Raw genomic sequence first — 13,345 nt, 5'->3', positions numbered from 1 at the left:
CGGGGGTTATTGTCGTTCTGCGAACACAGGGTGGGCGAGGCCGCGGATGCCTTGTACCGGCGGCAGCTCATAAAGGATGCTGAGGGCGTTGAATCCGAGGTTTTGCCGGTTCACGTCGTAGCTGGGGATTCGGGGGTCGGCAGTAAATCCGGTGGAACCATCGATGACGAGGACTTCGCCATCGAAGGAGCTGCCGCCTTTGTAGGTGCCTTTGTAGCCGTTGACGACCAGCACATCTCCAGAATCGAGCCGTTTGGCGTGCATGGCCCGGAACCCTTCGGGGTTGCTGGCCAGTTGGCCCGGCGTGTAGGTGGGCGGATTCCCGACCGGCCGGCGCATGAACTCATACACCTCGACGGGAAGCTGCCAGATGACACTCCAGACGTTGGGGCTTGTTTCGACGACTTCGAACACACCCCGGTCGGTGGAGAGCATGGCGGTGAGGACGGGGCCTGAACCGAAGTCGCGGTATTTGACCGTGACCGAGGTGAGCCCGCTTACTGCGATCGTCTGGGCGGCCCGGGCGGGGAGGTTGAACGCAAAATTCGCCCCCGCTGTGCCCATTAGGACATTGGCCGGGGTTGCCGGCAGAACGATCTCGTTAATGACTTTGGTGCTCGGACCGTCGTAGATGACCGCCCCGCCATAGCCGGTGGGGTTGTCGCCCCGGGCCGACGGGTTCGTGTCAAGCCCGAACGTGCGCAAGCTGGGCTGAACGTTGTTGAATCCCATGGCATACGCGGTGCGGATGGAACCGCCCACGTCCACCGTGGCCCGGCTGATCGAATTGTAGGCGTACCGTTTGCCCGAGAACTCTTCGGGCGAATGCCACCAGAGGATCCCGAGGGCCGGCGTGAGGTTGTTGGCGTCTTCGTTGTCGCTGACGTCACGATAGCGAACCACGCCCGCCACCCGGCCGGCAGAATCCAGCGTGTATCGGTCGATCAGTTGGATAACGCGGTTGTTGCCAGCGTCGGCAATCAGCCAGTTGTCCCACCGTTCGTTGGTGTAGGTCCGGTAGGCGCCTTCACTGGGGAACAGGCGCTGCACGTCGGCAGCCGTGACATAGCTTGTCCAAAACGCGACGTCTTGCGGGTTGCGCAGGAGCTTCGGCTCGTTTTGGGTCTGGCCGCGGGGGCTCAGCTCGGGGTGGGCCGGATCCGTGGTAGCAAACACGTCTTGGTGGAATTTGATCCCCGTGATGCTGCGGATCTCGCGCCCGGAGGAATCGACTCGGGCCACCAGGTTATTGCCGGGGTCGGTAAACACATACCCGTTTTGCCCGTCGGCATAGACGCGGTTGGGCGACGACATCCGGCGGGTGCGTTCGGCAACCCCCGGTTGGTTGGTTCCGCCGTACGAAGTGCCTTCCAGCGAGAACAGCGGGTTGCCGCTCGGGTCGAACCGGCTGATGCGCCCGTTGTCGGCGATCAGGAAGTCGCTCCGGCGGAACAGGGTCGTGTTGGCATCGGTGGTGACTGCGATGCCGCCTTCGCCCGCCGCGAGCCCATAGAGCTGGGTTTCGCCCAGGAGCGAGGCTTGCAAGATGCGGACGCGGAAGTCGTCGAGGTCGGTGATCCCGCGGGCCTGCGGCCACCGGATCGCCTTGGCCGGGACGACACCCGTAAAGTTGAACGGGGCGGGGGCCGGGGACTTGAGCATATAGAGCTGGCTCACCCAAGGACGGGCGGCAGTGGAGATCAAGTTCGGATCATCCGGACTGATGCGCGCATCCATCCCGAACAACAGCCCGTCGATCCCGGTCGGGATGCCGGTGAAGCCATTAACAACGAGGCCAGGCAGGAAGCTCGCCCCACCGACGATGACGCGCTCGCCCGCCACGACCGGGCCGACTTGCCCGACATAGCCGTTCATGACGGTGTACCAGTTGAGGGGGCTCCAACGGCCAGAAGCGAAACCTTTGAAAAAGGCTCCGTTGTCCGCGGGTGCCTCGGGCTCATAGATTGTGTCGGTGGTGCCGCTGCGGTTGACGATGACCGGCAGGTTGCTGGCGAGGCAGGAGTTCATCGACCCCCGGGTCCCCGAAGCCAGCGAGCTCATGCGGATTTTGGCCCGCGTGCTGTTGGCGATCGGTTCAATGCTGAACACATTGCTCGGGATGCTGCTGAACAGCCCCGGCAATGCCGCATAGCCGCTCCGGGCCATATCCGGTTGCTTCAACAAAAGCCCGGTGTTGTTTTGACCGCTGCCCAAATTGACCGTGAATTCAGGGTCTGGCGGGCTTGCTTTGAAGCTGAGGATGGCCCCGGTAGGGATTCCGAATCCGCCGAGGGATTTGGTCGCCGCCACTTGCACATAGAACGAATCTCCGGCGGCCGCGATCCCGACGGGCCGGATTTTCGACATGGCTTGATTGAGGGGCGGGACGAGGCGCACCAGGTCGTCTTCATCCACCAGACTGGGCGGGTAGCCGACTGAAGAACCGAGTGCCCCGAGGTTAGTGATCGCCCCATGGAATTCGAACCGGCTGCGCACCCACATGGTGCCGATGCCGCTTTCTTCGATGTTGTAGTAGCTCCCCCCGTCCGGGCTGGCCACGATGAGGCCGACGTTCCCGCTCGCCGAGACGGCCGGAGGGGCCATCAGATCCAGCTGAGGGATGTTTTGATCCATCACCAAGATGTTGCCCCGCACCATTTGGTTGATCGGCGCACCGGTTGTGGTCCAGTCGCACATGTAATCAACCCGGTAGCTCACGTCGTCGTTGGGGTTGCCGGGGGTGTCTTTGCCATCCCAGTCGAAAGCGCCGACTTGGGCGGGTTGGATTTGGAGCTGGATGGTACCGTTGCTGGGCTGCAGCACGACGCCGGTGAAGTACGTGGCCATTTGGGCGGCGGTGAACGGTTGGCCGTTCACATAGGCGCGCACCGTCAAGCCTTTGGGCGAGCGGGCGCCGGTGACCACCGAGACCCGGACGCCTTGTTGGGCCACGCGGGTTTGGAGGTTCAAGGCGGTTGCCGCCCGGCTGACATCGCGCGGGACTTCCCCGCGTGCCCCCAGGAATAAGCTTGTCAACTGGACGGGCGAGGTGAACGCGCCGGTCGTCCGCTTGCAACCGATGTAGGCAACGAGGTCGAGCCCGCCGGAACCATCTTCGATCGGGATATAGGCGATGGAGGGGCTGGCCCCGGGCACGTGGTAATTGGGGCTGGAATCCCCGCCCCAGGCGTAGTTACCCAAAACGTTGCCGTCATCGTCGACGTTCCGCGCTTCGTTGACATTGCCGCCGCCCATGGCGATGTCGGCGGCCATGCGCGGGTTGACCATCCAGAGCCGCCCTTGGGGGGTGGCACCGGCACCGGCATCCGCAACGTAAAGGATCCCTTCGTGGAACGTCGGGGCGAACACTTCCGGCTGGGGCGACGGCCCGGTTGTTGGCGGGTCAATTGCGGCAAATGGGGTGACCCCGGTGAAAGTCGTCTGGTTAAGGTTGAATCCGAGGAGCCGTCCGTCGGTGGACTGAACCCAGATCTGTTCGGCGATGGCGGCACCGGGGATTTCGACGTAGGTCGGTTCGGAAATTGCCCCGAAGTTGGCACTCGACCACACGCGGTCATAAGAGGATCCAACGGGATCGGCCAGCCCGTCATCGGGGTTGCCGTCGCGGTCGAGGTCGCTGGCCGGATCTGCGTCGTAAACGTAGAGCGTCCCGCCCGATGAGACGATCAGGCGCCCATTGGCCAAGACAGGTGTGCCCTTTTGCCCGGCAAAAGCGGGTGCGGCAAACGACTTGATGGCGGGGACGCCGATGGTCACCGCCGTGGAGGACGAATTCCGGCTGCCGGCCGCCGCCGAAGCAAACCGCGACCGGAGGGCCAAGGCGTTCATGATGAGCTTGGCCGCCGCCGTGTAAGAGACGTCGCGGAGGGCAGGCGCGGCGGTGAGGGCCGCGTTGGAACCGCCGGTGAAATCGCGGTTGATGATACGGCTGACCCCTCTTGAAGTCAGGAGGACATAGCCGTTGCCAACCTGCGAGAGGGCGATGACTGCCGAATTGTCGGAAGTCGCCACAGCTTCGGTGCGGAGCGAATCAAGTTCCGCGCCCCGGAGGATTTGGGCCACCGGCGAAGCACCCAGGGAAAACGGGTCGAGGACGACTTGCAGGTTCCCGGCGCTCATGGCATAGATGTCGCCGAGAGAAAGCGGGTTGGGGCCAATGGCCAAGGGGTGGAACGGGTTCAGCTGGATCTGCCCCGCCGGGCCGGCCGGGGCCACGCGGGTGGTGATCGGGGCCGGGAAGTTGTTGACGCCGTCGACGCCGGAGCCGTTGACGGTGAAGTCGATCCAGAGGAGACCGCCCTTGTCGACGAATCCTCGGAGTTTCTCCCGCTCTTCGGAAGTGAGTTGGGCCACGGCCGGCATACTGACTTGGAGCACGTCGAAGTTGTCGACGTCTTGGTTGCTGGCGGTGCGCAGATCTACCTCCCAATAGGGAGCATAAGTTTTGTCGATCGGGGTTCCGGCTGCTGCAGGGACGCCCCAACGGGCCGCCGCCGAAGTAGTGAGGACGCCGTTGCCGAGTCCCGATTCGAACCGCCATTCCGGCGGTTTGACCGTTTTGTCGCCATCCAGGATGCCCCAGATATGCGGCGCCGAGCTGGGGATCACGAATCCGGCTTGGTCACGCAGGAGCACGACCCCGGCTTTGATCGGGGTGGTTTGCGTGGCGTAAGCGACCGGCTGTGCCTGTGCCGTGGCAACGACGCAGGCGGCGATCGCGGTCAAGATGGCGGATCGGGAGGTTTTCACGGGTTGATGTCTCCGAAGTAGGCGAGGGTCGGGCTGACCGGGAGCCTGGGGGCTGGCGGCAGGAGCCGCCCATCGGCGGTGGTCCGAACCGCAAGCAACGGCGAGGTCGGCGTCGAGTTGGCCGGGACGGCCGCAGTTGTGAGCACCGGGTCAAAGGCAAGGTTGAGGTTGGGCACCGTCAATTGGCCGGCGGCCAGGATCCCTCCCGGCACGTGTTGGGCCGGCAGGGCACGCCCCGTCCCCCCAAGCCGGCGCGGCATCCAGCCCCATTTCTTCAGCCATTCGGACTGCATGCTCATGGGGGCGGGCATGTTTTCGGCAATGGAGCCGGAGATCGTGATTCGGACAGCCAGGGGCTCGGCATAGAACGGGGTTTCGGGCGAATTGCCGAACCGTTCATACCGGCGCTGCTGGGCCAGCAGGAGGTTTGCCCCTCCGCCGTAATCCAGGGCGGCGGTGTTGAGGTCGTCGGCCGCGTTGCCCGGTGTGTAGTTCTGTTCGAACGAGCTGCGCAGGTCGTCCGGGTTGGTGTTAAACCATTGGCCGGGAATGACGAAGAACGAGCCGTTTTGGGCATACATGACCGCTTCGATGCGGACATCGGCCGGCGTGACGGCGCTGCGGGCGACCAGGACGTTCTTGCTCGGCTGGGAACCGATGGGGTTCAAGCGGAGGTGGAAGTCGGTCGTGTCTTGCATGGCAAGGTCGTAAACCCCCGTGCTGTTGAGCGGCACGGCGCGCAGGCGGCGTTCGACCGCGGTGTAGGGGTTCCACCCGGCCGCCGGGTCAAAGACCGGCATGGCCCAGCTTTCGAACTTGGGATACGCGTTGACCGTGGGGTCGGTGAGCCCGTATTCGGGGATCGTCAGCGGGGTTGGCAGCGGGTAAGTCGCGGCCGCACCATTGACGGTTTGCCCGAGGAGCTGGGTTTGCCACAGGTAGGCCCCAGTCGCCGAAGCCAGGTTGTAGGTGTTGGCCGTGACATCCATCCCAAGGAAGGACGGGCCGTTGTCGTCGGCGGAAACGGCGAGGATGACCTGGCTGGCCAACGGCCCCGTGCCATCTGCCGAGACATATCCCGAGGCGAACGGCACCCAAGCCGAGGGGTCGTTGCCGACCGGGTTCAGCAAGAACTCGGTATTGAGGGTGATCTCGGTCGAGGCGTCAAGCTCGATCGGGTTCGGCGTGTTCGGCAACGGGTTGGTGGATTTGGGCCGGGGCGATTCGCCCGCTTTGGGCCCAAAGAACATCGTTGTGTTCACCGTCACGTAGTCCTTGGCGAGCAAGGCAATAACCGAAGCACTCGGGCGGGTGAGCAAGGCTCCCGACCATGGGTCGACGATGCCTTTAGTCAAGCTCCCTTCGACATAAACAGTGCCCATCGAGACCACGGAGATCTGTTGGTCGGTCGGGATGACGCCCCGAACCCGCACATCGCCGGCGAACATCAGGACGCCGTTGAAGATGCGGCCTTGGTTGACGAAGTTCGCGGGGACAGTTGGGTCGAACCCTGGGTTGGCGACGCTGTCGGCGATGTAATTCTCACCGGCGACGCGCCGAACCCAGAACCGGCAATAGGTGTTGCCGGTGGAGGCCCCGGTGGGATCTTGCCAAAAGGCGCTGGCGCTGCGGGTGTCCCGGCGGATTTCGAACCCATCGGGGAGGAACCGCACGTGAGGTGCGTTTGGGATGTAGTAAGGGCCCTGCCACCCTTGGCTGGCGGCATTGTTCGGGTTAAGCCAGTCGTTGGGAAGCGACTTTTGGGGGTCGAACCCGCGCGCCTGGTCTGATCCCCGGCGGTTGCCCCGCTCGTTGGAATCGACATAGACGCCTTCGCCGTGGCCAAATTCGCCGCTGAAAGTGCCGTTGGGGTTGGCCACCCCGGTGCGCTGGGTGAGTTCCAGGTACCGGTTGAGCCCGGATTGCGGGTCGGTGGCGGTGATGCTGGGGGCTTCTTTGCGTTTGGTTTGGCGGTTGTAGCCGTTGGTGTCTTCACCGCTGCGCCCGTCCTGCAGGAGCCCGCCGCCGGTGTTGAACTGCGGATTGTCGCTGTTGAGTTGCGCCGCGTTAAAGGCAACCGGCGAGTTGAACGGGTTGCCGTTGGCCACCGCCCAAGCCCTCCACTGGGGCGTTGCAGTGCTGGCATCCAGGTCGAAGGCTTGGAAGGTGAGTGAGGACGAAGAGTTGGCCGGCCGGACGCCACCGTTCACGATCCACGATTCGCCGAGCCCGGTGTTCACGAACGCGGTCACCGCGCCATGGACTTCGATGGCTGTGTTGGAATAGAGCCCGCCTGCGCCGGGGAGTTGATCCCACTGCGCGTTGCTGACCGGGATGTTGGCCGCACCGCTGGCGTTGGCCCCGAGAAGGCGCCCGGTGGCGACTTCAAAACCTTCATAGGTGTTGCCGACGCCGGTGTTGTCGGTGAACAGGCCTCCGGCCCCGGCGGTCGGGAAGCCGATTTCGGCCGGGCGGTTGGTCTTGTAGATGTCGGTGATGTAGACGGGGGTTTCGAGCATCCCAACCGAAGCGAAACCGATCATGACCCGGCTGTCCGGCACGTTGGCATCGGCGGCTTTGATGCCTCCCAATTTATTCCGGAGGTCGTTGCCATCGGCGAACCCGCTGACCTGAACTGCGGTTGCGAGCAAGCGGCTGGGGTCGACCCGGCCTTGGTCATCGAGGGCGCCCGCCCGGCCGACGGATTCGATCACCGTGTAGCCGCGCGCTTTGCCGGTTTGGCGGAGGGCGCCGGTAGCGGCGCTAAATTGATCGTACGCATTGGGCGCGTACCGAACGCGAACCAAGGCCCGCCCTTTGTCGAATCCGATCCGGCTGTAAGCACCCAGGTAATCGGGCCCGCCGAGGTCGGTAACGGTGAACCCGGGCCGGCCGACGGGGTCGATCTCGACCGGGAAGCCGGTCCCTTCGCGCAGGTAGAGCGCATCGGGGTCTTTGGTGAGCCCGCCGGCGATCCCGGTGGGCGGGGTCGCTTCGGGCCGCCAGTCGGCTCCGGAAGCCGAGTGCAGCAGCTGGGAATGGGCATATTTGATGCCGGCGCCGGCGAGGTCGCTCGCCAGGGTGCGCCGCGCAGAGACCCCAGTTTGGTTGATGCTCCGGCTGACGATCGCGGCGAAGGCGATGCCGAGGATGAGGAGCACTCCCAGCACGAGGATGGCGATGACCAGCGCCTGTGCTTTGCGCTTACCGGTCGGGTTGGCCACTTTGGTTCTTGCTTTCATGGTCCTGTCTCTTCTCACCGCAGCTTGTTTCGCACTGCCGCAGAGCCTCGCACCGTCACCATTTGCGGGTTGGGGAGGTTGGTCTGCGGGTAGTTGCGGATGGTCAGCACGACTTCCATCAGTTCAGTGGAACCGTAGTCCACCGTCACCACGTCGTTCGGCTCTGTGAATTGGAAGCGGTAGGTGGCGTAAATGTTCCCTTCGGCCCCTGTACCGCCGATGACATCGTCGCCAGGGAGCGGCTCGCCGTAGCGCGAGTTCAGTTCTACGTACCCGGCGCGGTACCGGGCTTGCAGGACTGAGGAGAGGAAGTCGGTCGCGTTGTAGCTCGCCTTGTCGTAGTTGGGCGCGGCAAAGCCATAGGTGGCGGCCCAGTCCGGTTCCTTCCGATCGGTGTAGTTGATTTTGTATTGGTTGGGGCCGACGGGCACCGAATCGATGTTGGGAACGCGCGTGTACCGGACGGTTTTGCCAAAATTTGGCCCGGGGTTCTGGTCGGGCCCGTAGATGGTTTCACTTCCGGGGACGATGCTGGCCCGGGCCAGCAGCCCTGGGGCGAGCGGGCTCGGTTCGGCGCTGGGGCCGGCTTGCGGCAGCACCCTGAGGTCGATGAACCGCTTGCAGCCGTTGGCGAGGTCGTCCCGCGCCGGAGCTGCGGCGAGGTTGGGCCAAAGGGCATCCCATTGGTTCCACAGGCGGGCGAACCGTTGGTTCACCCCGGAATAGGTGTGCCACGCCGGCCCGGCTTGGTAAACCGGGTCTGCTGGCGTGACGGTGGGGCCGATGTCGAACCCAGGTTCGGTCGTCTGGTTGGAAGGCACGCGGCCAGCAAACGGAACGCCGGTGTCAACGCCGTAATGGCGGATGTCGAACCCGGCATCGACCACGCCCCGGGTCGTATCCGGGTTGAGGGCAATGAACAGGTTACGGTCAGGGACTGACCCGCCGAGGAGGGCCAGGTTGAGCGACCGCGTGAACGGGTAGTCCGCCCCTTGACTGAGCAAGGTTTTGTACCGGTCAATGTTGAAATATTCGCCGCCCGGCCCAAAGATCGCGGTATCCCCGTTGGCGTTGGGCATGGTCGTCAGGGTTGCCCCGCCGGGCCACACGGGCCGGACAGCCCCCGCCGAGTTGGCGACGGGGCCGGTTGCCGGCGTGTAGGCGCTGGGGAAGACTTGCAAGAAGGCATCGGCCCAAGAGCCCATTTGGGTCACATAGGTTGTGGGGCCAATTTTTTCGGAGTTGTCAGTTTCTTCGTTAGGCCGAACGGCGAGTTGGGCTTCTGCCGCTTCGCTGTTCATCCGCGTCGGCTGGAACCGGACGAGGGGGATCACGACCGGTTTGACCCCGTCGAACACGACGGTGTTGTTGTTCTTGCCAACCAGCGGTTGGATCATGTCATACCGGCTGATCTCGGTCACGATGCTCGCCTTATTGAGCCAATTGCGAACCATCGCGTCCCGGTCAGCCGGGTCGTAGGCCATGGGCGTCGCGTAGTTGAGCGCGGCAGACCCGCCGAGCGCGTTGCGAGCCAGGGGATCCATGAACGTCGGATCGTCCAAGAGCGGGCCGCGGGTGTTGGGGTCAGCGTCTCGGTCGAGGTCGTAGAAGAAGGCCGAATTGACGACCCGGGTGGGAACCCCGGCAATCGTTTGGTAAACGTAGGGCTCCACTTCGGCCCGCATCAAAACGTAGAGGTTGTCTTTGCCGGCGCCGGCAGCCAGCCAGTTCCCGCCGCCCGGTCGCTTGTATTGCACAAACGGGTTGTTGTAGGCGGCAAACGGGTCACGCCGGCACACGAAGTACCGGACGATGGTGTTGCCGGGCACGCCGGGGAGCCGCATTTGGCCTTTGGGCGCTTGCAGGGTCGGGTCGACCTTTGACGTGTCGGGGTCACGGAATGCGGTTCCGACGCGGGAACCCGGGTCGCCTTGGGCCGGCGCCTGGACATCCAGCTTGACGTAGCTCAGCAGAAGCGCGGTCGGGGCCCCGGCGCTGTCGGGGAGCATGATATAGAGCGACCCTTTGTGGCCGGAGTTGTCGCGAACCCCGGCGCTGTTGCTGATTTCGCGCTCAATGCGGGAGATCACGCTGCGGGCTCGGTTTTGCGCGTCGGCAAACCCTTGGGCTGCCCGGGTCAGGTTGAAGCTTTGGACCACCGGCACGACGATGATCGTGAGGAGGATCGCCGTGATCGCCATCACGGTGATGAGTTCGATGAGGGTGAATGCGCTTCGGGATTTGCGTTGGGCCATCAGTTGTTCCCCCCGGCGTCGAACGCCTCGGTGGTGTTGACCGAGTACCTCTCGGTCCATTTGCGGAGCCGGTCGTAGTTGTCCACGGTGTCGGAGCCGAGTTGGAAGCTGTCCGGGTTGAAGAAGCCCCTGACTTTGATCGAGGAGCCGTTCACCCGGCGCAAGGCGTAGTTGTTGCGGCTCGCATCCAGGGTTGCCCCGTTTGGCACTTCGGCATAGGCGACCGTCGTCCCGGAGATCTGTTCGATCCCGCTGATTTTCAGGTCGCGGTCTCGGATGACGGGGGCCCCTGCCCCAGCGACCCACATTTCGCCGACGGAGACTTTTTGGCCGATGTCGATGAGCGGGAAGTAGATCCGGTTGGTTTGCCCCCAGCCGTTGCTGCCTCCCGGAGTGCATTGCCCGGCTGCGAGTTGGTTCGGGTTGGCTGGGAAAACGATGCTGTACGTTGCAGAGGCTTTGAGCACTTGGGTGGCAAACTCGTTGCGCGCCATGTAAAGGGCGCGAACGCGGCGCCCAGCGATCTCCATCGGGGCGGAGGCCGTCCAGCCGCCGAAAGTGCCATCGGGGAGGTAAATGCGCCCGGTGACGGCGTAGGCGTCAGAGGTGTCCGTGTCCCGGAACACGACGTTGCCGTCGGACTTGTTCACCTCGTAGCAGCTTCCCGCCGCAGGGGAATTGCCCGCGATGATGCCGCCGGTTTCCAGGTCGAGAAGGACGAAGTCTTGTGTCCCGACTAGCCCGTTGAGATCGGGGGTGAACATGAAGTTGTCAGCCGGCAGCGCGATGCCGCCATAGGGTTTGCCGTCCACGTTGGCCGCACTGCCCGGGCGGATGGAATTGGCGAGCAGCTTGACCGTTGGCACGAACGAGGTGATAGCGGTGGGACGGGGGACGCTGAATTCGTCGCGGAGGATCCGCCAGTCATAGACCGAGTAGTCGGCCCGGGCCATGAGCGGGGCGGCGTTCCCATCCAGGTTCTTGACCCGCACGGTGGCACCTGCCGGGTTAAGGAGGATCATGCCCTGTGCATAGTTCCAGGGCTTGAACTGGTAGGGGTCGTCCGGGTTGAAGGCGGTTGCCGCTGGGACTTCGGAAAAGACCCGCTGAACCCGGATGCTGCCCACTTCGACGCCCCGGTAGCCAGCGGGGGCGAAGGCGCTACCCGTGAGCAAGTCGGGGAGGGAAACCACCGCATAGTTGTTAAAGGTGCGGTAGTAGGCGTTCAGGATGTTCGGCTGGGCGGTGAAGATGGCTTCGACGACGCGGTCGGACGTCCCGTCGTTATAAATGAAGCTCATCGAGATCCGGTAGGCGTGGAAGATGGGGGCGTTGGTGCCCGAATCGCGCAGGAGGCCGATCCAGATCTGATCCTTGCGGTCGAACCCGGTCGGCGTGTTTGCGGTGAGGGTTGCCTTTTCTTCCGGCACGTAGGTGTAGGAATCGGTGTCGTAGAGTGCGGCGGTGGAGTCGGGAATAGTGTCGTCGCTGCTGCCGACCGCTTGCCGCAGGTCGTTGCCGTAGACGGAGAGGACTTGCCCGAGCGATTGGGAGTTCGGCGCATCGTAAAGGTAGAAGATCGGCGCGAACATCAGTTGCATGCGGCTGCCAGATACCCCGTTAACCACGGTCGGTTGGGGCACGGGCCGCCCTTCACCGATGATCCGGTTGATCGTGTTGGGCCCCGTGAGTTTGGTCCAGTGCCCGACCGGGTTGCCCGAGACGAGGACGTTGCCGTTCGAGTCAATCTCGCCGACGTTGGCGGGCTGGGTCACCGGCGGATTGTAATTGCGCGGGTCGGTTTGCGAGAGCACGAAAACGTTGCCGGCCGCATCAAACGACCCGGCGACAATGCGTTCGGGCAATTGCGCCGATTGACCAAGCACTCGCTGCATCTCACCCCGCGAAAGGGCAACGGCCAGGGTCTTGTCGCGGTTCGTGCGCAAGGTGGCGAGCCCCGGGGGGAACACCTGCACGACGGCGAGGATCCCCACTAAGAACACGACGATGACCGTGAGGACTTCGATCAGCGAAGTCCCGGCCACCGTGCGTCGTTTCGTTCCAACTCGTACCATATTTGTGTCAATCCAAGTGCTGTGTCAGGGGCAAGGGCGATCTGGTCGGGCTTGTGAGGCGATTTAGTTCGCCTTCTGCCGCCAGGCCCGGTCAAAGAGCTGTTTGCTATCGTAGGTCCGTGCGCTACCGTTCAGGAAGAGCACGATGTCGCGCCGCATAGCTTGCGGCACGCCCGGGCTCGCATATTCGCGGTAGTTGCTGTTCCAAGTGACGACGGTGGTGTCCGGCGGGTTGGTGTAACCCAGTTGGCGCGGGTCGTCGTTGGCGTTGCCGTTGCCGTTGCCCACCCCGTTGCCGATGGCAAAGTTCGACCAAAACCGGGTGTACCGGAGTTCGAACTGTTTGGCACCTGAGGCGAGGGGGACTTGGCCGACGTCGTAGCCGGAAACTGCATAGAACAGGCGGGCATTGGGATCTGCGGGGTCGGTGAGTGTCACGCCGCCGCACCGGGTTCCGGCAACGACCGCATTGACCGTCGGATCCCAGCAGACGCTGCCGTCGGCCGGACCGTAAGCCTGGCGGGAACCAGCCACGTCGTCGAAAGAGTCGATAGAGCCGTCGCCGTTCAGGTCGAGCTGCGCGCCGCTGCCAATGGCCGTCGGGTCTTGGGGTGGGAAGACGGCATTGACCACCGCCCCTTCGCTGAACCGGGTGTAGGCGGGGGTGAAGCTGGCCAGTGATTTTTCGCGCCGGGGGTAAAGGAACCCTTTGAGCTGGCTCGCCGGGATCACGTTCCCGGCGTTCGGCCCGGTGGCATAAAGCGTGACGTAGCCGAGGAGCGCCGGCGGGTAGGCACCCTGGTCTTCGCGATAGAGGGCCAGGGCCGAGCTAAGCGCGCTCATATCCGCGATGTCGTTGCTCCGGTTCGCATTGTCTTTGACCCGGGCGAACACGGGGACGATGATCGCCGAGAGGATCGCGATGATTGCGATCACGGTCAGCAGCTCGATAATGGTGAATGCGCGTTTGCCCTGGCTCATGGCGTACTCCGGTCTGTCTTGT

At 63.9% G+C, this 13,345-nt stretch carries 5 protein-coding genes; all 5 read right to left on the bottom strand.

Features of this window, described 5'->3' with window-relative positions:
• Nucleotides 1–6 precede the first annotated feature (6 nt).
• The 5 genes from JNM28_07695 to JNM28_07675 all read right to left on the bottom strand — a co-directional run bounded on the left by JNM28_07695 (nucleotide 7) and on the right by JNM28_07675 (nucleotide 13,323).
• Nucleotides 7–4,770 carry a hypothetical protein gene (locus tag JNM28_07695; GenBank protein MBL8068318.1) on the bottom strand — a complete coding sequence of 1,588 codons (4,764 nt, stop codon included), beginning with the start codon at nucleotides 4,768–4,770 and terminating at the stop codon, nucleotides 7–9.
• Nucleotides 4,767–8,012: a hypothetical protein gene (locus tag JNM28_07690; GenBank protein ID MBL8068317.1), complete on the bottom strand. Its 3,246-nt coding sequence runs from the start codon at nucleotides 8,010–8,012 to the stop codon at nucleotides 4,767–4,769. Before JNM28_07690 ends, JNM28_07695 begins: the two co-directional genes overlap by 4 nt.
• Before the next feature lie 14 nt (nucleotides 8,013–8,026).
• Nucleotides 8,027–10,267, bottom strand: a complete 2,241-nt coding sequence (locus JNM28_07685; protein MBL8068316.1) for a type II secretion system protein — start codon at nucleotides 10,265–10,267, stop codon at nucleotides 8,027–8,029.
• The gene (locus JNM28_07680) at nucleotides 10,267–12,342 is read right to left on the bottom strand and encodes a hypothetical protein (GenBank protein ID MBL8068315.1); all 2,076 of its coding nucleotides are present in this window, start codon (nucleotides 12,340–12,342) and stop codon (nucleotides 10,267–10,269) included. The genes JNM28_07685 and JNM28_07680 overlap by 1 nt, the downstream gene beginning before the upstream one ends.
• 63 nt (nucleotides 12,343–12,405) lie before the next feature.
• Nucleotides 12,406–13,323, bottom strand: coding sequence for a prepilin-type N-terminal cleavage/methylation domain-containing protein (locus JNM28_07675; GenBank protein ID MBL8068314.1), 918 nt, complete (start codon nucleotides 13,321–13,323; stop codon nucleotides 12,406–12,408).
• Between the last annotated feature and the right edge of the window lie 22 nt (nucleotides 13,324–13,345).

Source organism: Armatimonadota bacterium, from assembly GCA_016789105.1.
Lineage (GTDB): Bacteria > Armatimonadota > Fimbriimonadia > Fimbriimonadales > Fimbriimonadaceae > UphvI-Ar2.
Note: the sequence above shows the minus strand (reverse complement) of the source record. Positions and strands in the feature narration are given on the sequence as shown.